This window comes from Mesorhizobium sp. P2_E10, from assembly GCF_056404235.1.
Window position 1 is genome coordinate 119,558 of record NZ_JBFUEK010000001.1, and the last position, 23,090, is coordinate 142,647.

Genomic DNA, 23,090 nt, shown 5'->3' on the forward strand with positions numbered 1-23,090 from the left:
CGCATGTCCGCCCCCGTCGAACTCCGCAACAGTCCCACCGGCAGGATGTCTTCCGCCTTCGGGGCGCTTTTGTTCGCGGCGATCTTCGGCTTCTACACGCTCAAGGGGCTGGTCACCGGCGCCGATGGCGGGCGGGTGCTGCTGGTGGCGATGCTGGCGCTTGGCTTCCTCGGCTTCGGCTATTTCCTCGCGCGCGGCGCCTTCGACACTTCGGTCAAGGTCGTGCTCGACGAAAAGGGCTTTCGCGACCGTCGCCTCGGCGACGTGCTGGTGCCCTGGGACAAGGTGCAGAGCGTGCGCCTCACCTCCGGCAAGGGGTCGGGGATGGTCAATTTCGAACTGACCGAGGCGCCGCCCGACGAAATCAAATTCGCGCTGGCCAACGCGCTCAACCTGATGCTGCCCTTCGGCCAGAACACCGTGCACATGGAGGTCTCCTCGCTCGACATGAGCGGCGCCGACATCATTGCCGCGATCCAGCGACTGGCGCCGCATGTGGAGGTGACGCGCTAATCTCCCCCCTCGAGGGGGTTGAGGAGTGGTCCGCGTAGCGGACGGAAAGCCAACTGCTTGGCTTTCCAAACGACGAACGCCCGGAGCGACAGCGAAGGGCCGGGTCCGCCAAGTCAGAGGGGGGCGGTCCGACCGGGCTCGGCCTGCTGCTGCAGAAGAAGGTCGGCGCTCCACGCGCAGCGACCCCCTCTGTCGCCTACGGCGACATCTCCCCCTCGAGGGGGGAGATTACCCGCTCGACCGCCTCCGCCGATATCAAACTTTGACCGTCGCGCCCGCTCTCCGCCCATGCTCTAGTCTCCCCACCTCCGAGACCGCCATCATGATTCGCCTCACCCTCGCCGCCCTTCTCCTCACCACCTCCGCCCACGCCGCCGACATGGCCTTCTTCGTGAAGAACCTGCGGCAGCAATCGGTGGCGGTCGAGCTGTTCAGCCGTGACCGCAAGACGGTGTGGCCGGGCGACGACCAGGTGTTCATGATCGAGCCGAATTCGCAGAAATCGGTGCCGATCTCCTGCAATCCGGGCGAAAACATCTGCTACGGCGCCTGGGTCAACGGCGATGACAGCGTCTCCGCCGGCGTCGGCCCGGACAATGATCAGCCGTGCGACAATTGCTGCTTCATCTGCGTGGAGAAGACGACGGAGACGATCGATCTGGTGCCGTAGCGCGCGGCGCCAATCTCCCCCCTCGAGGGGGAGATGTCGCCGGAGGCGACAGAGGGGTCGCTTCGCGTGGAGCGCCAACCTCCATCTGCCGCAGCAGGCCGAGCCCGGTCGGACCGACCCCCTCTGGCCTGCCGGCTTTCGTCGTTCGGAAAGCCAAGCAGTTGGCTTTCCGTCCGCTACGCGGACCACACCTCAACCCCCTCAAGGAGGGAGATTCCGCGCTCGGCTGCCTTCGCCAATCACCCCGGGATTATCCCAATTCCCCTTCCGCCCTCCCGCACATCATGTAATGATTCCCCCAGCGGCCGGGGGCCGATTCTCATCCAGGGGGTTTCATGTCTTTCACATCCAAGCGCCGCATCGTCGTCGCACTCTCGCTTGCCGCGCTGTTTGCGCCGGCCGCACACGCCGCCGACATCACCTTCGCCATCAAGAACAGCCATCCCAACGCCATGCGCGTCGAGCTCTACAGCCAGGACCGCGACTATGTCTGGCCGGGCGACGGCAAGGATTTCTATCTCGACGACGGCGAGACCAAGCAGATCCCGCTGTCCTGCGACGAGGGCGAGTCGATCTGCTACGGCGCCTGGGTCGACGGCGACGAGGAAACCTATTGGGGCGTCGGCCCCGGCAACAAGGAAAAGTGCGACGACTGCTGCTACACCTGCAATGGCGGCGAGACCGAGGAAATCGAACTGACGCCGTGAGGCGGAGCCCCTTCCTTCTCCCCCTGTGGGAGAAGGTGGATCGGCGCACAGCGCCGAGACGGATGAGGGGTGCTGGACGGGAATGAGGCGTTGGTGTCCTCTGGAACACCCCTCATCCGTCGCCTTCGGCGACACCTTCTCCCACAAGGGGAGAAGGAAGAAACAGGAGCTCACCCATGGCAGTGGTTCAAAGCGACAAGATCGACGTCGGCTTTTCCGGCAAACGCTGCATCCATTCGCGCAACTGCGTGCTGGGCAATCCGCATGTCTTCGTGCCCAACGCGCCCGGCGAGTGGATCCACCCCGATGCGGCCAGCGTCGAAAAGGTGGTGGCCATCGCCGAAAGCTGCCCTTCCGGCGCCATCACCTATGTCCGCAAGGATGGCGGGCCGCAGGAAAGGCCGCCAGTGGTCAACACCGTGCGGCTCCGCGAAAACGGCCCGCTCGCCGTGCATGCCGAGATCGTGCTCAACGGCGAGACCTTCTACCGCGCCACGCTCTGCCGCTGCGGCGCCTCGCAAAACAAGCCATTCTGCGACAACAGCCATATCAAGGCCGGCTTCGCCGCCACCGGCGAGCCGCCGCTGAAGGACACGCCGGCGCTGGAGGCGAGGGACGGCCCGCTCACCATCACGCCGACGACCAACGGCTCGCTCAAGCTCGAAGGCAATGTCGAAATCGTCACCGGCACCGGCCACACCATCGACCGCACACGCCGGGTTTTCCTCTGCCGCTGCGGCCACTCGGCCAACAAGCCGTTTTGTGACAATTCGCATAAAAAGATCGGCTTCGTGGCATGAAAGGCCGTGCGCCAGCGTTAGTGTAGGATGAGGGTCTAGCGCTCAGGAGGAAATCCATCATGCGCACCATGCTCGTTCTTGCACTGCTTGCCTTTGCCATGCCCGCCTACGCCGCCAATCATGCGGTCCAGATCAAGGGCATGAAATTCAGCCCGTCGAAAATCTCGGCCGCCGTCGGCGACACAATCACCTTCACCAATGCCGACTCCATGACGCACACCGCCACCGCGCTCGACGGCTCCTTCGACACCGGCCATCTCGCCACCGGCAAGAGCGCGAAGGTCAAGATAGCAGCCGCCGGCGCCCACCCGTTCCATTGCGCGATCCACAGCTCGATGAAGGGCACGGTCACGGCGAAATAACGTGGTCTCTTCCGCTGAGGCCGAAGCTGCCAATCTCCCCCTCGTGGGGGAGATGTCCGGCAGGACAGAGGGGGGCGCCATAGAGCGCCGACCTCCCCAACCACCGAGCATCGAAATGCCCCACACGCCATTGCCACCAAAACATCGCGCAAACGCCAGATCGATGCGCAAGGTCATGACCGATGCCGAACTGAAGCGCTGGAACGAGCTTCGGGCGCACCGGTTGATGGGGCTTGGCTTCCGGCGGCAATTTCCGATCGCCGGCTACATTGTCGACTTCGCCTGTCGGACAAGAAACTCGTCGTTGAGGTCGACGGCTCCCAGCATGCGGAAGCCGTCGCCGGCGATGAAGCAAGGACAGGGCGTCTGGAACAGGATGGCTGGACCGTTCTGCGCTTCTGGAACGACGACGTCCTCCGCGACATCGACAATGTCTGCCAGCATATCGTGATTGCTGCTGGGGTCGGTGAGGCGCCTTAGGTCGTGGCAAAGTGGGCGATCCTTCGCGCCCCCCTCTGGCCTGCCGGCCATCTTCCCCACAAGGGGGGAGATCGAACTCCTCCCTTGGCCCATCTCTCCCGCCTTTATCCCCAGGCCGCTATCGGCTAAGGGCGGGGACGCAAAATCTCCGGACCCGCCTTTATGACCGCCAAGACCAAACCCCTTCCCCTGTTCCTCGGCATCGACACCGGCGGCACCTACACCGATGCGGTGCTGTGGTCGGAAGCCGAGGGGCCGCACGGCAAGGTGCTGGCCAAGGCCAAGGCGCTGACCACGCGGCATGATCTCGCCGTCGGCATCTCCGGCGCGGTCGATGCGGTGCTGCAGAAGGCCGGCACCGACCCGGCCGCGATAAAACTGGTGTCCATGTCGACGACGCTCGCCACCAACGCGCTGGTCGAGGGCCAGGGCGGGCGCGTCGCGCTGGTGATGATCGGCTTTGCCGAAGGCGACCTTGCCCGCGACGGGCTGAAGGCGGCGCTCGGCACCGACCCGGTGATTTTTTGCCCAGGCGGCCATGACGTCCACGGCAATGCGGCCACGCTCGATCTGTCCGGGCTGGAGGCCGCCCTGCCGGAACTCGGCGCCTCGGTGTCGGGCTTTGCCGTCTGCGCCTATTTTGCCACCCGCAATCCGGCGCATGAGCTCGCTGCCCGCGACCTGATCCGCGAAAAGACCGGCCTGCCGGTCACCGCCAGCCACGAGCTGTCGGCTAAGCTCGGCGGCCCGCGCCGGGCGCTGACGACGCTGCTCAACGCCAGGCTGATCTCCATGATCGACCGGCTGGTGGCGGCGACCGAAGGATTTTTGGACGCCCGCAAGATCGTCGCGCCCCTGATGGTGGTGCGCGGCGACGGCGCGCTGGTCTCGGCGGCCTTTGCCCGCCAACGGCCGATCGAGACCATTCTGTCGGGTCCGGCCGCCAGCCTCGTCGGCGCCCGCCACATGACCGGGCTGGACAATGCCGTGGTCTCCGACATTGGCGGCACCACCACCGACGTTGCCGTGCTCGATGGCGGTCGCCCGCGGCTCGATCCGGAAGGCGCCACCGTCGGTGGCTTCCGCACCATGGTCGAGGCGGTGGCCATGCGCACATTTGGCCTCGGCGGCGATTCCGAAGTGGCGCTGGAGGATGGCGCGCTCAACCCAAAAATCCTGCTCGGCCCGCGCCGCCTGGTGCCGCTGGCGCTGGCCGGCATGGTGCATGGCGCGGCGGTGACGTCGGAGCTTGAACGCCAGCTGCGCGCGCCAAACCCCGGCCGCATGGATGGCCGCCTGGCGGTGCGCACCGGCGTGCCGGACCGGCTGGCGGCGGGTCTTACCGGCGCCGAGGCAAAACTCTACGAGCTGATCGGCGCCGTGCCGCTCGCCGTCGACAAATTGCTGATCTCCAACGCCCAGAACGCGACGCTCAACCGGCTTGTGTCGCGTGGGCTGGTGCATGTCGCCGGCTTCACGCCATCGGATGCCGCCCATGTGCTGGGCAAGCAGGCCAACTGGGACCCGGTCGCGGCGCGCCTCGGCGCCGAGCTGTTCGCCCGCAAGCGTGACGGCCGCGGGCAATCCATTGCCGCTTCGCCGGAGGCCATTTCCGAGCGGGTGCTGGTGACGCTGACGCGCTGGTCGGCGGAGGTCATTCTCGAAACCGCCTTTGCCGAGGATGGGCTGGATGGCGCGGCGACCGTCGCGCACGCACTGGTGCAGCGCGCCGTCGATTCGCATCCCGGCATTGCTCGCCTCAGCGTCGCGCTCGACCGTCCGGTCATCGGCCTCGGCGCCTCGGCGCCGCTGCATTATGCCGGCCTCGCCGAACTGGTCGGCAATGACTGCGTGGTGCCCGAAGACACCGATGTCGCCAACGCGCTCGGCGCCGTCGTCGGCCAGGTCAGGGTGTCGGCCGAGGCGCGGGTCAGCCAGCCCAAGGAGGGGCTATTCCGTGTCGCCTCCGGTGAAACCGTGCGCGATTTCACCGACGAGGGGAAAGCGATCGCAGCGGCTGAGGCCGATGTCCGCGCCATCGTCGCCCGACGGGCCAAGGATGCCGGCACCGACAGCGCTGAAATTGAAATCGCGACTGAATTCAAGGTCTCGACGGTCGAAGCCCAGCGCATGTTCATCGAGGCGCATGTGGTGGCGGTGGCGTCGGGAAGGCCGAGGATTGCGGTTTAGGCGCCTCTTCCTTCTCCCCGTTTCACGGGGAGAAGGTGCCCGAAGGGCGGATGAGGGGCAGCGCCAGCCAATGCGGTTTCGCGGTACCGCGCATCCAACAAACGCCGCGCCGCCCCTCATCTGGCTGCCGCCATCTTCTCCCCGTAAACGGGGCGAAGGACGCTGTCGCCACCGCCTTCGCCAACCGCCCAAAATCCCCACCTTCACCCTAAGCTGAATTGACCCTTCATCCCTGACATGCCAAAGGCCGCAAAGCCTTTCATCTGGAGAAGCCCTGATGACCGATCGCATCGAGATCGCCGGATTGCAGATTGCCCGCGCGCTTCATGACTTTGTCGTCAACGAAGCGCTGCCCGGCACCGGCATTGCGGCCGACGCTTTCTGGAGCGGTTTCTCGTCCATCGTCCATGATCTCGCCCCGAAGAACCGGGCGCTGCTCGCCAAACGCGATGCCATCCAGGAACAGATCGACCGCTGGTACCGCGACAATGGCGCGCCGGTCGACATGGAGGTCTACAAGAGCTTCCTCCGGGAGATCGGCTATCTCGTCCCCGAAGGGCCAGCCTTCTCCGTCTCGACCGACAATGTCGACCCGGAAATCGCTGTCGTCGCCGGGCCGCAGCTGGTGGTGCCGGTGATGAACGCGCGCTATGCGCTGAATGCCGCCAATGCGCGCTGGGGTTCGCTCTATGATGCGCTCTACGGCACCGATGCCATTGCCGAGAGCGGCGGCGCCGAAAAGGGCAAGGGCTTCAACCCGGCGCGCGGCGCCAAGGTCGTCGCCTGGGCCAAGAATTTTCTCGACGAGTCGGTGCCGCTCACTTTGGGCAAATGGGCCGGCGTCAACGGGCTTACCGTCTTGGGCGCCACCTTGCGGCTCGGCTCCGGTGCCGGCGGCACCACGCTGGCCGATCCCAAACAGTTTGCCGGCTATCGCGGCGATGCCGAAAACCCTGAAGCCGTCCTGCTGGTCAAGAACGGCCTGCACATCGAAATATCAATCGACCGCGCCAACCAGATCGGCCGCACCGATCCGGCAGGCATCGCCGATGTCGTGCTGGAATCGGCGCTCACCACCATCCAGGACTGCGAGGATTCGGTCGCCGCGGTGGATGCCGACGACAAGGTCGTCGTCTACCGCAACTGGCTCGGCCTGATGAAGGGCGACCTGGCCGAAGAGATCACCAAGGCGGGCAAGACTTTTACCCGCAAACTCAATCCCGACCGGTCCTACACCGCGCCCAATGGCGGCCAGCTGACCTTGCCCGGCCGCTCGCTGATGCTGGTCAGGAATGTCGGCCACCTCATGACCAATCCGGCGATCACAGACCGCGACGGCAACGAGGTGCCGGAAGGCATCATGGATGCGGCGATGACGGCGCTGATCGCGCTGCACGATGTCGGTCCGAACGGCCGCCGCAAGAACTCCCGCGCCGGCTCGATGTATGTGGTGAAGCCCAAGATGCACGGGCCGGAAGAGGTCGCCTTCGCCGTCGAGATTTTCGATCGCGTCGAGGCGCTGCTCGGCATGGCCAAGAACACCATCAAGATGGGCATTATGGACGAGGAGCGGCGCACCACCGTCAACCTCAAGGAGGCGATCCGCGCGGCACAAGACCGCGTCGTGTTCATCAACACCGGGTTTCTCGACCGCACCGGCGACGAGATCCACACCTCGATGGAAGCCGGCCCGATGCTGCGCAAGGGCGACATGAAGCAGGCCGCCTGGATCTCCGCCTACGAGGCCTGGAATGTCGACACCGGGCTCGAATGCGGGCTGGCCGGCCACGCCCAGATCGGCAAGGGCATGTGGGCGATGCCCGATCTGATGGCGGCGATGCTGGAACAGAAGATCGCCCATCCCAAGGCCGGCGCCAACACTGCCTGGGTGCCATCGCCGACGGCGGCGACACTGCACGCCACGCACTACCACAAGGTCGATGTCCATGCCGTGCAGGCGGCGCTGAAGAGCCGGCCCAAGGCCAAGCTCGACGACATCCTGTCGGTGCCGGTGGTGGTGCGTCCGAACTGGACGCCCGACGAGATCCAGCGCGAGCTCGACAACAACGCGCAAGGCATTCTGGGCTATGTCGTGCGCTGGATCGAGGAAGGCGTCGGCTGCTCGAAAGTGCCAGACATCAACGATGTCGGCCTGATGGAGGATCGCGCCACGCTGCGTATTTCCTCGCAGCACATCGCCAACTGGCTGCGCCACGCTGTCTGCTCGCGCATCCAGGTGATGGATTCGCTGCAGCGCATGGCGGCCATCGTCGACCGCCAGAATGTCGGCGATCCGCACTACCGCCCGATGGCGCCCGACTTCGACAACTCCGTCGCCTTCCAGGCCGCCTGCGACCTGGTGTTCAAGGGCAGCGTCCAGCCCAACGGCTACACCGAACCGGTGCTGCATAAGCGGCGGCTGGAGCTGAAGGCGCGCGAGCCATAAAGGGTTAGGCACGGAACGCGCTTCGCATCCCTGAACACCTACACCGACATCGTTCTAAATTAAAACCTTATCTCGCCGGCTGATAGCATTCGCCTCAGTATGTCCTCACGTCTCGTCGAGCACTTGGATAGTTCAACGGCATCGCGCTTTATGAGAGGGTCGGTAAGTTTCCGATCCACAGCTTGAAGCTCAATCTGAAGTGTGTACCAAGTAACGAGACGGACATTCTCGAGCTCCTTTTCAGCCTCACGCCAGTCACCTCGGATGAGGGCAGCGCGTGCCCGAAGCTCACACGCATCATCTAAGCGGCCTGCTCCCTCAGCTAACGCGCAAGCAGATGAAAGATTAGAGGCGTCGCCCATCATTAGCTCAATAGAACATCGCAAAGTTAAGATCGGATGCTTATTCACTTTGGGTGCATTCAAAGCCCGGTCCACCATCCGGAGCGCGGCTGAGTAATCGCCTTTCTTAATTAGCCGAGTGGCCTCAAACACGAATAAGTCGCCGTGGTCGTCTCCGACCTCCCTCAATCTCGCCTCCAGACGATCCGCTTCTGCATGATTACGTGTGGCGCGAAGTGCCCGTATTTTTAAGACTAAAAAGCCGGAGTCCTTAAACAGCTCTTGTTCGCTAAGATAGTTCAGGGTTTCAAGCGCGTCGGAAGCGTGTCCAGCGCGCATTTGAATACGTGCCAACATTCTGATTACACGGCGTCGAAACTTTTTGCGGGAGAGCGCACTCCGCAATTCTCTTATCGCCCCAAGGTCGTCGCCTTCCCTGTGGTACTTAGCGCTCCCTCGAATGAGATGAACTGAAGCAAACCCACGCTTCTCCATTTCGATCGCAAGCGGCTCAGGGTCTTGGCCTATCCGCACGAGGGCATCTGCCCCATAAAATAAAATTGACTCCAATAGATCGGCGCTCGCGGACAGTGATAGAGAGATAGGCGCGAGTTGAGCTGCGATGCGCATGTTTCGCTCAAGTTCGGCCCGATTATCCGAACCTCTGCCACGTAGATAGTGTCGCTCAACGACGCCATATAGTGTTGAAGGGGTAAGCGCGAGTTTCAAAAGCGGGGGAAGTTCGCCTTCCGAACCGGTAATTGTCAAAAGGATCGACTCGATCTGTTCCGGCAGTATGTCGTCCCGTCCTAAAAGGCTTTGTACATTTCTAACCAGTCGCTCTTTTACCGTCTTCGGCAATATCTCGGGTTGGCGTAGCAACGTGACGCTGCCACGCGATTAACGATAAATGTATCATTTTCGGAACGATCCAGAAGCGAATAGTCGGTCAATTCCCAAAGGATCTCAATCAATTCTTGCACATTGGAAAAATCCAAGACGTCTGCAATCGTCGAGGTGTCGATCTGCGGATACCAGCATATAATTGTAGGATTATTCGATGCGCTTCGCTCAAAAAGCCAGGAGAAAGAAGGTCTTCTAAAACCTTATCTTTAAACGAATATATAAGTGATCGGTTGGTCAATATGGTATCGATAGAGCGGCCCTGATTTACCAAATAAGCGACCTGATGCGCCGTCTCTGGATGGCCACCAACCAAAGTAGCCAAGCGGTCTATTAGGACGGGGTTATACAGTTCGGCCGAGATGAGTTTGGAAAGAATAAAATTGATCGAGATGTCATCTAGGGGGCGTATCTGGACACCTATTACGTTCCTAAAAGCCATCAAACTTTCGGGCCGTGGACGGCGTCCAGAGATAAGAGCTAGAAGTCCCCCGCTCTCTCGCTGATCAAGAAGTTTTAGAAGTGCTGCACACCACAACGCGACGTTGCCGTTGCCATCGAGAAGTCCCCAGCGCATCTGGATCACAATAGGAAGTTTCAGCGCCATCCAATGGCTAAGGCACGATAATATGAGTTCTGCCTGTTGATCGGGAGATGTCGGAAAATGATCTCGAAGATCCGCAATCCTAGCCAAGGAGAGGCCATTCGAGAGGTCGGCCATTACCGCTAGATATAGGTCAACAGCTTCGGCCGAATCAGATAGATCGAAATGCACAATATTTCTTCGTAACGCCGGATAGTGACCCTTCAAGAGATTTCTTGTAAAGCTACGCCGGCCAAGGCCGGTAAATCCGCTTACAAACATCGCGTTTACAGGGCGTCCAGATTTCGCTATCCGACTATTTATATCGATTATAGTTCTGCGCTCTTCATCCTCCCGACCATAGTAGTATTCAGGTGAGATTAACTCCTTGGAGTGTAAAAAATCTCCCGCAAGCCGTCTGATTTCTCTGCCAACGTCCGCGACAGTATATTCCTTAGGTATCGCAAAATATTGTTGCATCCAGGAGGGTGCGTCTCGAAAAGACGCACCTTGAATTGGCCAAACAAGTACCTGCAGGTCCTTGTCTCGGATCTTTTTATGTCTTGCGCAATCAGCCTCAAAGAATGAAAAACAATTCTCTGGTACGCCGGGAGATATAACGAATACAAAGACAGCGGCCTCTTCAACGGCTGTCTGCATCTCGCTTAAGTTATTGTTACCTGCATTCATAGAGCGAACGTCGAGGAATGCTCGCGAGCGGTCAAGAACTCTGTGAAGTTCTTGTACTATCGGCGCGTCACCCGACCAATGCGATAGGAACACAAGACCTTGACCGACCATCTCTTCCCTCGACGCATTTGACTGATGATGTCGCGTAAGTGCACGATTCGACTGCTGTAGAAGTAATATGCGACAGCCTTGGAGTCTACGCCGCCTGCGCGACCCGCTCCGACATCATGCGGTAGGAAATCGCCTCGGCCAGATGGATGCGGCCGACGGTCTCGCTGGCTTCGAGGTCGGCCAGCGTGCGCGCGACCTTCAGCACCCGGTGATAGGCACGCGCCGAAAAGCCGAGTTTCTCGCTGGCATCTTTCAGCAGCGACAGCCCAGCGGCATCCGGCATGGCGATCTCCTCGATGACGGAAGGCGAGCAATGCGCGTTGGTGGTGGCGAGGGTAGCGCCCAGCCGCTCGAAACGCTCGCGCTGGATGGTGCGGGCGCGGGCGACGCGCAGCGCCACGGCAGCACTCTTCTCCGCCCGGTCCGGCCGGATCAGATCGCTGGCCGAGACCGCCGGCACCTCGATGCGGAGATCGATGCGGTCGAGCAGCGGGCCGGAAATGCGCGCCTGGTAGTCGGTGCGGCAGCGCTCGCCGCGCAGGCAGCGATAGCCGGGCTCGCCGGCCATGCCGCAGCGGCACGGGTTCATCGCCGCCACCAGCTGGATGCGCGCCGGATAGGTGACGCGGTGGTTGGCGCGCGCGATCATGCAGTCGCCGGTCTCCAGCGGCTGGCGCAGCGCATCAAGCGTCTGCGGCGTGAATTCGGGAAACTCGTCGAGAAACAGCACGCCGTGATGCGCGAGCGACACCTCGCCCGGCCGTGCCCTGAGGCCACCGCCGACCATCGCCGCCATCGAGGCCGAATGGTGCGGGGCGCGGAACGGCCGCCGGTCGGTCAGCTTGCCCTCGCCGAGTTCTCCTGCCACCGAGGCGATCATCGAGACTTCCAAAAGCTCCTTCGGCGCCAGCGGCGGCAGGATCGACGGCAGCCGCTGCGCCAGCATCGATTTGCCCGAGCCTGGAGGGCCGACCATCAGCAGGTTGTGGCCGCCGGCCGCCGCCACTTCCAGGGCTCGCTTGGCGGTCTCCTGGCCCTTGATGTCGGAGAGGTCGGGCAGGTCGCGCGCCGAGGCATGGATGCCGGCCTCCGGTCGCGACAGCACCTGCGTGCCGCGAAAATGATTGGCGATCGCGATCAGGCTGCCCGGCGCCAGAATGTCGAAATCCTTGCCCGCCCAGGCCGCTTCCGGTCCGCAGCCGAACGGGCAGATCAGGCCTTTCCCCTCGGCATTGGCGCCGATCGCCGCCGGCAGCGCGCCGGCCACCGTGGCAATGGTGCCGTCGAGCGACAATTCGCCAAGCACGACATAGCCGGCCAGCATGTCGCCTGGAATGGCGCCAAGTGCGGCCATCAGGCCGAGCGCGATGGGGAGGTCGTAGTGGCTGCCTTCCTTGGGCAGGTCGGCCGGCGCCAGATTGACCGTCACCTTCTTCGACGGCATCGACAGGCCCGACGCATGGAGTGCCGCCTGCACCCGCTCGCGGCTTTCGGCCACTGCCTTGTCGGCCAGGCCGACGATATGCATGTTGACCTTGCCCGGCGCGATCATCACCTGGACATCGACCGGCACGGCCTCGATGCCCTGGAAAGCCACCGTGCGAACCCGCGCCACCATCTTTGCTCTGCCCCCGGACCTGACTCGCTCTAAGCCAGTGCAATCAGGCCGTGAGCGACGTCAGACAAGACAAGCACAGATTTCTGAATTGATCAAGAACATTACAGGAACATAGGGTCGCTGTCGCCTCCCGACGAATGTCACGGCAGTGCGCAGAACTCCATAGAACTGTCCCCGTCCGAGACGGAATTAACCACATGGAGAAAGGCGAAGGGGTTTGTCACCGATCCGGCCCGCATACCATGTTATGTTGGAATCGGGGGACATCCGCAGAGCGTCCAGGCGCAAAGGCGAGGAAGACAAGGATGCCGACCTTAAGCAATGGCAGTGAACTCACCGTATGGAAAGAACCCGACAATCCCAATCCAAGCCCTAACGCGGTCCTTTTCAGCATTGCGGAAACCGACGGCGATGTCATCGGACCGATAGGGGCAAAGCCGGATTTCCCGTTCGGTGGGATCGATCTGGCTTCGGTCGATGTCTTCGAAGGCTTCTTTACCATCACCAGCTTCACCCATGAGGGCAGGACCGAGACCTGGACGACGGTGGAAACGCAGGTCTTCGACAATGAAGGCAATTTCATCCGCACCGTGTCCGACCAGGCGGCCTTCCTGTCGGCCCGGATCGTCTCGGTCAACGCCGCCAACCCAGACACAATCACGGTGACATGGATCGGGGCGAACGACTATTTCGGCGGCGAAAACACGCAGTACGGCCTGCATCGGATCATCCTGGAAGACGGTACGCTTCAGCCCGACACCTTCGTCAATCATGCGCCCACGGCCGCCAATCTGAATGTGTCGGTTTCGCAGGGGCAATTTCTCGACGACGTCAAATTCAGCGTGGCCGATGCCGACTACGATCTCTTGAGCTTTGTCGTCCTGGACGGACCGGATCACGGCAGTTTTGAGCAGAGCACGCGTTTCGACGGCAACTACTACCCGTTTCACCAAGGTCACGTCGGCACCAGCCTGCATTATCACACAGACTTTCTGAGCGGAAATCTGTTCGACTACACGCCCGAGGCCGGCTTCGTCGGCACCGACAGCTTTACGGTCTACGCCACGGACGGCCAGGGCAACAGCAATGTGGCGACGATCACGATCACGGTCACACCACCGGCCGAATCCATCACGCTGACCGACGCCACGAACATCGTGAGCTATGGAAACTACGATCGTGCGGTGATCATCGACGGGCTGGGTGGTGGCGACCGCATCACCGGCACCTCGTTCAACGATACACTCGACGGTGGTGCCGGCCACGACCAGCTGTTCGGCGGTGCCGGCGCCGACACGATCATCGGCGGCGCTGGGACCGACTGGCTGAAGGGCGACGCCGGCAATGACGAGATCAGCGGCGGTGCGGGCACCGACGGCATTCGCGGTGACGCGGGCGACGATTTCCTCGATGGCGGCGCCGGCTCCGACGACCTGCGGGGCGGCGCTGGCGACGACATCCTCAATGGCGGTGTCGGCCGCGACCGGCTGGCCGGCGACGCCGGCAGGGATGTCTTCGTGTTCGACGCGCTTGGACCGGCGAATTACGACAGCATCGCCGACTTCAATGCGCAAGATGATGTGTTCCGGCTGGACAGCTCCGTATTCGTCGGGCTGTCGGCCGGCCCGCTTTTCGGCGCGGTCTTCGCGATAGGCAAGACGGCCATCGATGACAGCGACCACATCATTTACGACGACGCGACAGGCGATCTGCTGTTCGACGTGGACGGGGCGGGCGGCGCGGCGGCCGTCAAGTTCGCCGCCGTAAGTCCGGGCACATGGCTTACCGCGGACGATTTCTTCGTGATCTAGACGCTGTGGGGCGGCAATGCAGCGCCCTGCGCCGGCCATTCTCCGGCAGCTTAAGCGCCGCCTAATGTATGGAAACGTGCGGTGTCCGTTTGAAGAACCAACCGTGATTTCACAAAAGACGGCTACGCCTTTTGGTGGCTGATCTACCACAATCGCCTAGCGCCCTCGCACCTCGAAGGCCACGCGCCGAACTGAGGCGTCAGAGCCAAGGAGTCGATATCGCTATTTTAGCAATCGCTTATAGATTGGCTCCAAACGTGATATGAATCCGGCCGCGGTTCCGACAATCGCAGCGTCAGGCTCCGCGTCAAGCGTAGGGAGGATGACATGGCCGAAGGTGCAATGAACGTCACGAAACTGGCATCCAAGTCTCACAACAACCCGGATGAAGTTCGCTCGCCCAACAAGACACGCGTCGAAGTGGTGCGGCTTCCCGGCTTTACACTCGGGCGGCTCAACATGGAGCCAGGATGGAAATGGTCCGAATGTGTAAAGCCGGTCGTCAAGACGGACAGCTGTCAGGTCTCGCATGTCGGCTACGTCGTGTCCGGAACCATCACCGTCAAGATGAATGACGGCACCCAGAAAACGTTCGAGCAGGGCACGTCCTATACAATTCCGCCCGGCCACGACGCCTGGGTGGAAGGCAAAGAGCGGTTCGTGTGCATCGAAGTCATGAGCGCCGAGCAGTACGCCAAACCGGCTTAGGGTCCTATTTTCTCCGTTTGTCCTCGACCGCGTCCCAGAACAGGCTGGCGATATCGGCGCCGCCAAAACGCCTGACCTCGCGCACGCCCGTCGGCGAGGTCACGTTGATCTCGGTCATGTAGTCGCCGATGACGTCGATGCCGACCAGGATAAAACCGCGCGCCTTCAGCGACGGGCCGATGCGGGCGCAGATTTCGCGTTCGCGCGCCGTCAGCTCGGTTTTCTCCGCGCGGCCGCCGACATGCATGTTGGAGCGCGAATCGTGCTCGGCCGGCACCCGGTTGATGGCGCCCACCGGCTCGCCGTCGATCAGGATGATACGCTTGTCGCCCTTGCGCACGTCCTTGAGATAACGTTGCACGATATAGGGCTCGCGGAACATCTGGCCGAACATTTCGAGCAGCGAGGCGAGGTTGCGGTCGGCCTCGTGCAGATGGAAGATACCGGCGCCGCCATTGCCGTAGAGCGGCTTGACGATGATGTCGCCGAATTCCTTGCGAAAGGCCGCGACTTCCAGCGGATCCTTCGTGATCACCGTCTCCGGCATCAGGTCCGGGAATTCGGTGACGAAGATCTTTTCCGGGCTGTTGCGCACCCAGGCCGGGTCGTTGACCACCAGCGTCTTCGGGTGAATGCGCTCGAGAATATGCGTCGTGGTGATGTAGTTCATGTCGAAGGGCGGATCCTGGCGCAGCAGGATGACGTCCATTTCGGCGAGATCCGTGCGCACCTTGTCGCCCAGTGAAAAATGGTTGCCCTTCTCGTCGCGCACCTGCATTTCCTCGATGCGCGCGAACACCTTGCCGTCGCGCATCGACAGCCGGTCCGGCGTGTAGTGGAAGAGCTGATGGCCGCGCCGCTGCGCGTCCAGCGACAGCGCAAACGAGGTGTCGCCGGCGATCGAAACGGTGGAGATATGGTCCATCTGGACGGCGATCTTCAACTTCATGGCAGGTCTCCGGCAGCGCGATGGGCGGCTGTCTTGCCTGTACAGCCTCGCCGTGCGTCTGCCAATCGCCACATTTTGAAGATTGGCATCAGCGCGCCGCAACCGGCCAGTTGAAGACAAGGCGAGGCTGCGCGTCATCGTTTTCTTAAGCCTTGCCGTGCAAGGGTAAGCGCCGAATTGCCCGCCGGAGATGCGTCCGCGCAGGGCCCTCGATGGAACAACGACCATGAACGCCGTCACCGCCATCCGCGCCGCCTCGGCCAGGGAACTCGAACTCACCATCCTCATGCCGTGCCTCAACGAGGCCGAGACGCTCGCCGTCTGCATCGGCAAGGCGAAGGCCTTTCTCGACAAATCAGGGATTTCGGGCGAGGTGCTGATCGCCGACAATGGCAGCAGCGACGGATCGCAGGACATCGCCACCGCGATCGGCGCCCGTGTCGTGCCGGTGCCCCAGAAGGGCTATGGCGCGGCCCTGCTCGGCGGCATAGTCGCCGCCAAGGGTCGCTTCATCATCATGGGCGATGCCGACGACAGCTATGATTTCGGCGCGCTGGAAGCCTTCGTGGCGCGGCTGCGCGACGGCGCCGACCTGGTCATGGGCAACCGCTTCCAGGGCGGCATCGAGCCCGGCGCCATGCCGCCGTTGCACCGCTATCTCGGCAATCCGGTGCTGAGCTTTGTCGGCCGTCTGTTCTTCCGCATCAAGACCGGCGATTTCCATTGCGGCCTGCGCGGCTTCAATGCCGAAAGCATCCGCAAGCTCGACCTGCAGACGACAGGCATGGAATTCGCCTCGGAGATGGTGGTGCGCGGCGCGCTGGCCGGCCTGCGCATCGAGGAGGTGCCGACCACGCTGAAGCCCGACGGCCGCAGTCGGCCGCCGCATCTCAGGACCTGGCGCGACGGCTGGCGGCATCTGAAGTTCCTGCTGGTCTACAATCCGCGCTGGATGTTCTTCATCCCGGGCGCGGTGCTCGGCGGCCTTGGCCTCCTGTTTGCGGCACTGCTGGTGTTCGGGCCGCTGCGGGTGATCGACAATCTGTCGCTCGACCTCAACACCTTCGTCGCCGCCTGTTTCATGGTCGTCACCGGCGTCCAGCTCATCACCTTCGGCGCCATTTCGCGCTATTATGCCGAGATCACCGGCATTCTGCCGCCAAGCCACCGTTCCGGCTGGCTGGCCAGAACCATCAGCACCGACCGTCTGGCCGCCAATGCCGGCATCTGCTTTGCCGGCGGCGCGCTGTTCTTCTTCTATGCCGTGGCGCGCTGGGCGCATCTCGGCTTCGGCCCACTCAACGATTCCGAGATACCGCGCATCGTCGTGCTCGGCCTCAGCCTGATCGTCATTTCGTTCCAGGCCTTCTTCTCGGCGTTCCTGCTTGGCGTCCTGGAAATACCGGTCAAGCGGCTGAAAGCCGGCCAGTCTGGTGAATTGCCAGCCGATGGTCAGCCGGCGCGCGAAGCATGAACGAAGCGCTGCCAGCCTTTGTGCAGACGCGCCTGTTCCGGTTTGTGACCGTCGGCGTCGCGGCCGCATTGCTGCTGTTCACTCTGTCGTGGCTGCTGGTTTCGCTGGGCCTTTCGCCTTTCGTCGGCAGTCTCATCGCCTATGCGATCGCCTTCGTTGTTGCCTATGGCGCACAGCGCGGCTGGACCTTCGGCGGCCAGCACGATCACGCCCGCGCCATGCCGCGCTATCTTGCGCTGCAGGTCGGATGCGCGCTGTTTTCGGGCCTGGTGTCGCATGTCGCGGTCGCGCGTTTCGGCATGTCGCCGCTTGCCATGTCGGCGCTGACGACAGTCGCGGCCAGCACGGTGAGCTACGTTCTGTCGTCGCTCTGGGTGTTTCCGGTGCGCGATTAGAGCCTGATCCCGAAGCCGGTTTTCGGAAAGATCATGCTCAAACACGGTGATTTTTGCGACCGGCTTTACACTTTGTGAAGCGACCACCGCTAGCCTGCGCCGATCAACACAGGCCGAAAGCCCATCCCCATGACCATTGCCCGCACCGCGATGCTTTCCAAAGGGGATGCGCGCGCCTGGCGAACCGACCTCATGCTGGCGCTGCTCGCCACGCTGGTGGCATTGGCCATCAACGCCTTTGCCGGCTTCCCCGAACTGAGCAATGCCGGCGGCGATAATGACAGCCTGCTGCGCATGGTCGAGGTGCGCGACATGCTGGCCGGCCAGGGCTGGTTCGATCTGCATCAATACAGGATGGGGCTTGAAGGCGGCTTCGTCATGCACTGGTCGCGGCTGGTCGATGCGCCGATCGCCACCATCATCCTTGCCGTGTCGGCTCTGACCGGCAGCATGGCAGTCGCCGAAAACGTCGTGCAAGTGTTGTGGCCGGCGCTGCTCTTCTGTGTGGCGGTGTTTTACACCGCCCGCGCCGCCCGCAGCTTCGCCGGTGAAGGTGCCATGCTGCCTGCTATCGTCATCGGCGCCGCGGCGCTGCATTTCATCGGCGTCTTTTCGCCGGGCGCGCTCGATCATCACAATGTCCAGCTGACGCTGACCATGGCCAGCCTGAGCTTGCTGCTCGAGGCACCCGCACGGCGGTGGGCGGCACTGTTTTCGGGCCTGTGCGCGGCGCTGACGCTGGCCGTCGGCATGGAGACCGCTCCCTATGTCGCCACCATCGGCGCCTGCATGGCGATATTGTTTGTCGTCGACCTAGGCGGCGAATGGCGGATCGCCCGGGATTTCGGCATCGGCCTTGCCGGCGTCTCGGCGCTGGTGTTCGTCACCACCATTGCGCCATCGGCCTGGGGCCAGGCGCAATGCGATGCCTTCTCGACCGTGCAGTTCGTCGTCGCGGCATTCGCCGGAACCGGCCTTGCGACCATCGTTTCGGTCGAGGCGGCCAGCCGCACGCATCGTCGTCGGCTGATCTCGCTCGGCCTGCTTGCCGTAGTGTTGGCCGCTGTCGTGGCGGCACTGTTCCCGCAATGCCTGGCAGCTCCCTATGCGAACCTCGATCCGCGCCTCAAGGAATTGTGGCTCGACCACATCGACGAGGCGCAGTCGCTGTACAAACTCGTCGTCTATGATCCGGCTCGGGTGGTGGCGCGCTATGTCACGCCGCTGCTGGCGATCGCCCTGATGGCGCTTCGGCTCCGGCGCGGACCCTGGCGGCGGCAGGACAGCCTCGTCGGCACGCTGCTTGTTGTGGCGTTCATCGTTAGCGCCTGGCAGGTGCGCGGTTCGAGCTTCTCCCTCGCCTTTGCCGTCATCCCGCTGTCGGCATGGGTCGCCACATGGCGCGAACGCGCCAGAACCAGCCCCTCGCGAAGCGTTTCGCTGCGCATGGCCGCTGTCTGGCTGGCGTCGGTGAATGTTGTCTGGGTCGGCGCGGCGGCGGCGACGTCGGTAGCCTTCGAGGGCAGCACGGTGGCGGCCAAGGACGGCACCACCGATACCGCCTGCGAGAGCAAGGCATCCTTTGCACCACTTGCCAGGCAACCCGACACCACCGTGCTCGCCGTTTCCAACCTTGGCTCGCCGATCCTGGCCTATTCCGGCCATCGCGTCTTCGCCGGACCCTATCATCGCAACATCGCCGGCGACCTGCTTGCGCTCGATGCCTTCCTGGGATCGGCCGCTGACGCGAGGACAATCGTGGCGGCGCACCATGTCGGCCTGGTGGCGCTGTGCCGCGGCAGCCCGGAAAGCGAGCTTCTCGCCGCCAGGGCGCCGCAAGGTTTTCTCGCCGGGCTGATGCACGACAATGTGCCGGAATGGCTCGAGCCGGTAATGGAGACCAAGGGAGCCCCCGTCGAACTCTATCGTGTCCGGCAAGGTGCCTGAGGCATCCGTCCCTGAAAAGGGGCGGACATTTCATGCCATAGGCGGCCCTTTTCGACGAAAAAATCGATTTCGCGATACGTTTCCTAAAGGGTTTGCTGCCAGTCTGGATATAAATTCCGATATTCAAAACAGGGACACCGATGCAAACGACGTTTGGCACCGGGCAGGCAAGCAGGGAAAGCTCGGATCAGGCCTTCACGGATCCGTTGACCGGACTTGGCAATCACCGCCGCTTCTTCGACAAGGTCGACCGGCTGATCAGCGATCGGTCCGAGGACCCGGCGCCGTTCACCGTCGGCATTCTCGATCTTGATGGCTTCAAGCCGATCAACGACCTGTTCGGACACAAAGCCGGCGACGATATCCTGATCCAGGTGGCGATGCGGCTGCGCGCCTCGATGGACAGCTATTCCACCGTCTGTCGCATCGGCGCCGACGAATTCGCCTTCCTTTATCCGATGGTGTTCTCAGAAGACGCCGCGGCTGAAAAGTCGCGCATGCTGATCGAGATCCTTTCGGCGCCCTATGATGTCGGCGAACGCACCGCCAGGCTTTCGGCCTCGGTTGGCTGCTCGCTGTTCTATTCGGGCGACGAAACCACGGAAATTCTGGTCAACAAGGCCGAAACGGCTCTCTATCATGCCAAGCGTTCGGGCCGCGGCCGGGTTGTCGTCTACACCCGCGAGATGGAGGAAGCCGCCAAGCGCGTCACCCGCATCGAGCAGGCGCTGCGCCGCGCCGTCTCCGCCGGCGAGGTCGAGCCGCATTTTCAGCCCATCGTCGATTTGAACACCCGCCGCACCATCGGCTTCGAGACGCTGGCGCGCTGGACCGATCGCGACCTCGGCTCGGTGCCGCCGACGGTCTTCATCCCCATCGCCGAGGAGCGCGGCATCATCGGCCCGCTGTCGCAGCTGGTGCTGCGCAAGGCGACCGAAGCCGCGCGCAGCTGGCCGAAGGACCTGTTCCTGTCCTTCAACCTGTCGCCCTCGCAGCTCGTCGACCAGAACACCGGCCTGCACATATTGGCCATCCTCGACCGCAGCGGTTTCGACCCCCGCCGGCTGGAGATCGAGATCACCGAGACCGGCCTGATGAACGACCCGGCCTCGGCCGAGAAGATCGTCGAGGATCTGCGCCGCGTCGGCATCCGCGTCTCGCTCGACGATTTCGGCACCGGCCAGTCCTCGCTCGGGCGGTTGCGCGAATTCCATTTCGACAAGCTCAAGATCGACCGCGCCTTCGTCTCCTCCATTCTCGACGACCGTCCGTCCGAACACATCATCCGCGCTATTCTCGCAATGTGCGAGGGGCTCGGCATGGACGTCGTCGCCGAAGGCATCGAACAGGAAGCGCAGGCCGACCGCCTCGTCCAGTTCGGCTGCGCCGGTGGCCAGGGCTATCTGTTCGGCAGGCCGGCCGATGCCGACGCCACGCTCGGCTACCTCCGCGATTCCTATCGCGGCGCCTCGCACGCCAAGGCAGTCTGACCGGCGAGCTCGACGCCGTCAGCATTCGCACCGCATACCCGGTGCGGCGCATTGTCGTTTTGTCTGACATATGCCCGCAAATCCGACGTTTCGCCCTTGCCCACACGACGTGTCTGGCTAGGATGCGCGCCGATCAGGCTGGGAGAGAACAGATATGATGCCATCGGCGGATTTTGCCGACCTTAGGGGAGCCTCGGTGCTGATCACCGGTGGCGGCTCCGGCATTGGCGCGGCGTTGACCGAAGGCTTCGTTCGCCAGGGCGCGAAAGTCGCCTTCATCGACATCGCCGATGGCCCGAGCACGGCACTTGCCGATCGCGTCGAAAAGGACACCGGCTTTCGGCCGCTCTACTTCAAGACCGATCTGCGCGACGTCGAGGCGCTGCGCGCTTCAGCCGCCAGCGCTGCCGCGGCGCATGGCGATGTTACCGTGCTCGTCAACAATGCCGCGTGGGACGAACGCCACGCCGTCGAAGACGTGACGGTCGAGTTCTGGGACAACAACCAAGCCATCAATCTCAGGCCGCATTTCTTCACCGCGCAAGCGGTGGCGCCAGGCATGAGGCGGGCCGGCGGCGGCTCGATCATCAACTTCACCTCGACATCCTACCTGATCAATCACCCCGACATGCCGGCCTACACCGCCGCCAAGGCCGGTATCCTTGGCCTCACCAAGGGCCTCGCCGGCAAGCTTGGCGTGGACGGCATTCGCGTCAACGCCATCGCACCTGGCTGGGTCATCACTGAGCGTCAGAAGGAGCTCTGGGTGACCGAACAGGCGCTCGCCGCCCATGTTGCCAAGCAGTGCATCAAGCAGGTGATGCTGCCCGAAGACATCGTCGGAACGGTGCTGTTCCTGGCGTCGGATGCCTCGCGCATGCTGACCGCGCAGATGCTGATCGTAGATGGAGGCTTCCTGTGAGCCAGGTTCCGGCAAGCAAGGTGCCTGCTGTCGCCGCCGTCGACTGGGGCACCACCCGCATGCGGGTCTGGCTGGTCGACGCCGCCGGAAAGGTTCTTGCCGAACGCCGCGGCGATGACGGGCTGATCACCGCGCAGCAGAAGGGCTTTTCGACAATTCTCGAAGGCCATCTGGCGGCCCTGGGTGCGCCCGAAGCGCTGCCCGTCATCATCTGCGGCATGGCCGGCTCCCGCCAGGGCTGGCTCGAGGCGCCCTACGTCACCGTGCCGTCGCCGCTCAATGCCATCCTTGCCGGCGCCGCCAAAGTTCCCGGTCAGCATCGCGACATCCGCATCGTGCCGGGGCTCGCCCAGCGCCAGATCGACGCGCCGGATGTCATGCGCGGCGAGGAAACCCAGCTTGCCGGCGCTGGTTTGCCGGCAAAGGGTCGCCAGCTCGTCTGCATGCCGGGCACGCATTCGAAATGGGTGCTGGTCGAGGACGGCACGGTCGCCGGTTTCGGCACCTGGCCGACCGGCGAACTGTTTTCGGTGCTGGCCGCGCATTCGATCCTGCGTCATTCGCTGGGCGAGCAGCCGAAGCCGGTCACATCGGACAATCCGTTTTTCCAGGACTGGTGCCGCAAGGCGCTGGCCGAGGGTGGCGATGTCACGTCCAAACTGTTTTCCATCCGCGCCGCCGGCCTGCTGCAGGATCTGAAGCCTGACGATGCCGCGGCCTGTCTCTCCGGCCTGCTGATCGGCGGCGAGATCGCCTCGGCAAACCGCCGCTATGGCGCAAATGCCGCGCCCGTCGTGCTGATTGCTTCCGGTGCACTGGGTACGCTTTATACTGAGGCTCTTGGCCTGGCCGGGCTTGCGGTCAGGGCCGTCGACGCGGACGAGGCGGTGCGTGCCGGCCTGATCGAAGCCGCGCGTGAAAATGGCATGATCGGCCGAACTTGACTGATCGACAAGGTATGATCGCCAGCAACGGAGTTA

General features: G+C 63.0%; 19 protein-coding genes and 1 pseudogene. 16 read left to right on the plus strand and 4 right to left on the minus strand.

Features of this window, described 5'->3' with window-relative positions; translation table 11 throughout:
- Positions 1 to 3: 3 nt before the first annotated feature.
- The 8 genes and pseudogenes from AC1D0N_RS00655 to AC1D0N_RS00690 all read left to right on the plus strand — a co-directional run bounded on the left by AC1D0N_RS00655 (position 4) and on the right by AC1D0N_RS00690 (position 8,168).
- Positions 4 to 513 (plus strand): hypothetical protein, encoded by a 510-nt coding sequence (locus tag AC1D0N_RS00655; RefSeq protein ID WP_477240374.1) that lies wholly within the window; start codon positions 4 to 6, stop codon positions 511 to 513.
- 322 nt (positions 514 to 835) lie between these two features.
- On the plus strand, positions 836 to 1,183 hold the full coding sequence (locus tag AC1D0N_RS00660) for a hypothetical protein (protein WP_477240376.1): 348 nt from the start codon (positions 836 to 838) through the stop codon (positions 1,181 to 1,183).
- A gap of 335 nt (positions 1,184 to 1,518) precedes the next feature.
- Positions 1,519 to 1,890: a hypothetical protein gene (locus AC1D0N_RS00665; RefSeq protein ID WP_477240378.1), complete on the plus strand. Its 372-nt coding sequence runs from the start codon at positions 1,519 to 1,521 to the stop codon at positions 1,888 to 1,890.
- Positions 1,891 to 2,066: 176 nt separating this feature from the next.
- Positions 2,067 to 2,690 (plus strand): CDGSH iron-sulfur domain-containing protein, encoded by a 624-nt coding sequence (locus tag AC1D0N_RS00670; RefSeq protein WP_477240380.1) that lies wholly within the window; start codon positions 2,067 to 2,069, stop codon positions 2,688 to 2,690.
- Between the two features lie 59 nt (positions 2,691 to 2,749).
- Entirely contained in the window at positions 2,750 to 3,052 is a 303-nt protein-coding gene (locus AC1D0N_RS00675; RefSeq protein WP_477240382.1) for a cupredoxin domain-containing protein, read from the plus strand.
- 115 nt (positions 3,053 to 3,167) lie between these two features.
- Positions 3,168 to 3,532: pseudogene (locus AC1D0N_RS00680) on the plus strand (endonuclease domain-containing protein).
- 162 nt (positions 3,533 to 3,694) lie between these two features.
- The gene (locus AC1D0N_RS00685) at positions 3,695 to 5,722 is read left to right on the plus strand and encodes a hydantoinase/oxoprolinase N-terminal domain-containing protein (RefSeq protein ID WP_477240384.1); all 2,028 of its coding nucleotides are present in this window, start codon (positions 3,695 to 3,697) and stop codon (positions 5,720 to 5,722) included.
- 277 nt (positions 5,723 to 5,999) lie between these two features.
- Positions 6,000 to 8,168 (plus strand): malate synthase G, encoded by a 2,169-nt coding sequence (locus tag AC1D0N_RS00690; protein ID WP_477240386.1) that lies wholly within the window; start codon positions 6,000 to 6,002, stop codon positions 8,166 to 8,168.
- A 59-nt stretch (positions 8,169 to 8,227) separates the two neighbouring features.
- On the opposite strand, the gene AC1D0N_RS00695 is transcribed toward AC1D0N_RS00690, so the two are convergent.
- From AC1D0N_RS00695 to AC1D0N_RS00705, 3 genes are all read right to left on the minus strand, one after another.
- Positions 8,228 to 9,370: a tetratricopeptide repeat protein gene (locus tag AC1D0N_RS00695; RefSeq protein ID WP_477240388.1), complete on the minus strand. Its 1,143-nt coding sequence runs from the start codon at positions 9,368 to 9,370 to the stop codon at positions 8,228 to 8,230.
- A gap of 109 nt (positions 9,371 to 9,479) precedes the next feature.
- Positions 9,480 to 10,796, minus strand: a complete 1,317-nt coding sequence (locus AC1D0N_RS00700; RefSeq protein ID WP_477240390.1) for a toll/interleukin-1 receptor domain-containing protein — start codon at positions 10,794 to 10,796, stop codon at positions 9,480 to 9,482.
- Between the two features lie 85 nt (positions 10,797 to 10,881).
- Positions 10,882 to 12,414 (minus strand): YifB family Mg chelatase-like AAA ATPase, encoded by a 1,533-nt coding sequence (locus AC1D0N_RS00705; protein WP_477240392.1) that lies wholly within the window; start codon positions 12,412 to 12,414, stop codon positions 10,882 to 10,884.
- Between the two features lie 305 nt (positions 12,415 to 12,719).
- On the opposite strand from AC1D0N_RS00705, the gene AC1D0N_RS00710 reads away from it, so the two are divergent.
- Both AC1D0N_RS00710 and AC1D0N_RS00715 read left to right on the plus strand, forming a co-directional pair.
- On the plus strand, positions 12,720 to 14,225 hold the full coding sequence (locus tag AC1D0N_RS00710) for an Ig-like domain-containing protein (protein WP_477240394.1): 1,506 nt from the start codon (positions 12,720 to 12,722) through the stop codon (positions 14,223 to 14,225).
- A gap of 327 nt (positions 14,226 to 14,552) precedes the next feature.
- A complete protein-coding gene (locus AC1D0N_RS00715) occupies positions 14,553 to 14,933 on the plus strand; it encodes a cupin domain-containing protein (protein ID WP_477240396.1) in 381 nt (126 codons plus the stop codon).
- Positions 14,934 to 14,937: 4 nt separating this feature from the next.
- On the opposite strand, the gene gshB is transcribed toward AC1D0N_RS00715, so the two are convergent.
- Positions 14,938 to 15,882 (minus strand): glutathione synthase, encoded by a 945-nt coding sequence (gene gshB, locus AC1D0N_RS00720; protein WP_477240398.1) that lies wholly within the window; start codon positions 15,880 to 15,882, stop codon positions 14,938 to 14,940.
- Positions 15,883 to 16,108: 226 nt separating this feature from the next.
- On the opposite strand from gshB, the gene AC1D0N_RS00725 reads away from it, so the two are divergent.
- From AC1D0N_RS00725 to AC1D0N_RS00750, 6 genes are all read left to right on the plus strand, one after another.
- The gene (locus tag AC1D0N_RS00725; protein WP_477240400.1) at positions 16,109 to 17,356 is read left to right on the plus strand and encodes a glycosyltransferase family 2 protein; all 1,248 of its coding nucleotides are present in this window, start codon (positions 16,109 to 16,111) and stop codon (positions 17,354 to 17,356) included.
- Positions 17,353 to 17,751, plus strand: coding sequence for a GtrA family protein (locus AC1D0N_RS00730; protein WP_477240402.1), 399 nt, complete (start codon positions 17,353 to 17,355; stop codon positions 17,749 to 17,751). The genes AC1D0N_RS00725 and AC1D0N_RS00730 overlap by 4 nt, the downstream gene beginning before the upstream one ends.
- 129 nt (positions 17,752 to 17,880) lie before the next feature.
- Positions 17,881 to 19,698, plus strand: coding sequence for a GtrA family protein (locus AC1D0N_RS00735; RefSeq protein WP_477240404.1), 1,818 nt, complete (start codon positions 17,881 to 17,883; stop codon positions 19,696 to 19,698).
- A gap of 140 nt (positions 19,699 to 19,838) precedes the next feature.
- Positions 19,839 to 21,188, plus strand: a complete 1,350-nt coding sequence (locus tag AC1D0N_RS00740) for a putative bifunctional diguanylate cyclase/phosphodiesterase (RefSeq protein WP_477240406.1) — start codon at positions 19,839 to 19,841, stop codon at positions 21,186 to 21,188.
- 154 nt (positions 21,189 to 21,342) lie between these two features.
- Positions 21,343 to 22,110 (plus strand): SDR family NAD(P)-dependent oxidoreductase, encoded by a 768-nt coding sequence (locus AC1D0N_RS00745; RefSeq protein ID WP_477240408.1) that lies wholly within the window; start codon positions 21,343 to 21,345, stop codon positions 22,108 to 22,110.
- Positions 22,107 to 23,054, plus strand: coding sequence for a 2-dehydro-3-deoxygalactonokinase (locus tag AC1D0N_RS00750; protein WP_477240410.1), 948 nt, complete (start codon positions 22,107 to 22,109; stop codon positions 23,052 to 23,054). Before AC1D0N_RS00745 ends, AC1D0N_RS00750 begins: the two co-directional genes overlap by 4 nt.
- Positions 23,055 to 23,090 lie beyond the last annotated feature (36 nt).

Bases quoted from the DNA above. Each gene is read 5' to 3' on its own strand.
- AC1D0N_RS00655 (WP_477240374.1), top strand. From the start codon at position 4: ATGTCCGCCCCCGTCGAACTCCGCAACAGTCCCACCGGCAGGATGTCT.
- AC1D0N_RS00660 (WP_477240376.1), top strand. From the start codon at position 836: ATGATTCGCCTCACCCTCGCCGCCCTTCTCCTCACCACCTCCGCCCAC.
- AC1D0N_RS00665 (WP_477240378.1), top strand. From the start codon at position 1,519: ATGTCTTTCACATCCAAGCGCCGCATCGTCGTCGCACTCTCGCTTGCC.
- AC1D0N_RS00670 (WP_477240380.1), top strand. From the start codon at position 2,067: ATGGCAGTGGTTCAAAGCGACAAGATCGACGTCGGCTTTTCCGGCAAA.
- AC1D0N_RS00675 (WP_477240382.1), top strand. From the start codon at position 2,750: ATGCGCACCATGCTCGTTCTTGCACTGCTTGCCTTTGCCATGCCCGCC.
- AC1D0N_RS00685 (WP_477240384.1), top strand. From the start codon at position 3,695: ATGACCGCCAAGACCAAACCCCTTCCCCTGTTCCTCGGCATCGACACC.
- AC1D0N_RS00690 (WP_477240386.1), top strand. From the start codon at position 6,000: ATGACCGATCGCATCGAGATCGCCGGATTGCAGATTGCCCGCGCGCTT.
- AC1D0N_RS00700 (WP_477240390.1), bottom strand. From the start codon at position 10,796: ATGGTCGGTCAAGGTCTTGTGTTCCTATCGCATTGGTCGGGTGACGCG.
- AC1D0N_RS00705 (WP_477240392.1), bottom strand. From the start codon at position 12,414: ATGGTGGCGCGGGTTCGCACGGTGGCTTTCCAGGGCATCGAGGCCGTG.
- AC1D0N_RS00710 (WP_477240394.1), top strand. From the start codon at position 12,720: ATGCCGACCTTAAGCAATGGCAGTGAACTCACCGTATGGAAAGAACCC.
- AC1D0N_RS00715 (WP_477240396.1), top strand. From the start codon at position 14,553: ATGGCCGAAGGTGCAATGAACGTCACGAAACTGGCATCCAAGTCTCAC.
- gshB (WP_477240398.1), bottom strand. From the start codon at position 15,882: ATGAAGTTGAAGATCGCCGTCCAGATGGACCATATCTCCACCGTTTCG.
- AC1D0N_RS00725 (WP_477240400.1), top strand. From the start codon at position 16,109: ATGAACGCCGTCACCGCCATCCGCGCCGCCTCGGCCAGGGAACTCGAA.
- AC1D0N_RS00730 (WP_477240402.1), top strand. From the start codon at position 17,353: ATGAACGAAGCGCTGCCAGCCTTTGTGCAGACGCGCCTGTTCCGGTTT.
- AC1D0N_RS00735 (WP_477240404.1), top strand. From the start codon at position 17,881: ATGACCATTGCCCGCACCGCGATGCTTTCCAAAGGGGATGCGCGCGCC.
- AC1D0N_RS00740 (WP_477240406.1), top strand. From the start codon at position 19,839: ATGCAAACGACGTTTGGCACCGGGCAGGCAAGCAGGGAAAGCTCGGAT.
- AC1D0N_RS00745 (WP_477240408.1), top strand. From the start codon at position 21,343: ATGATGCCATCGGCGGATTTTGCCGACCTTAGGGGAGCCTCGGTGCTG.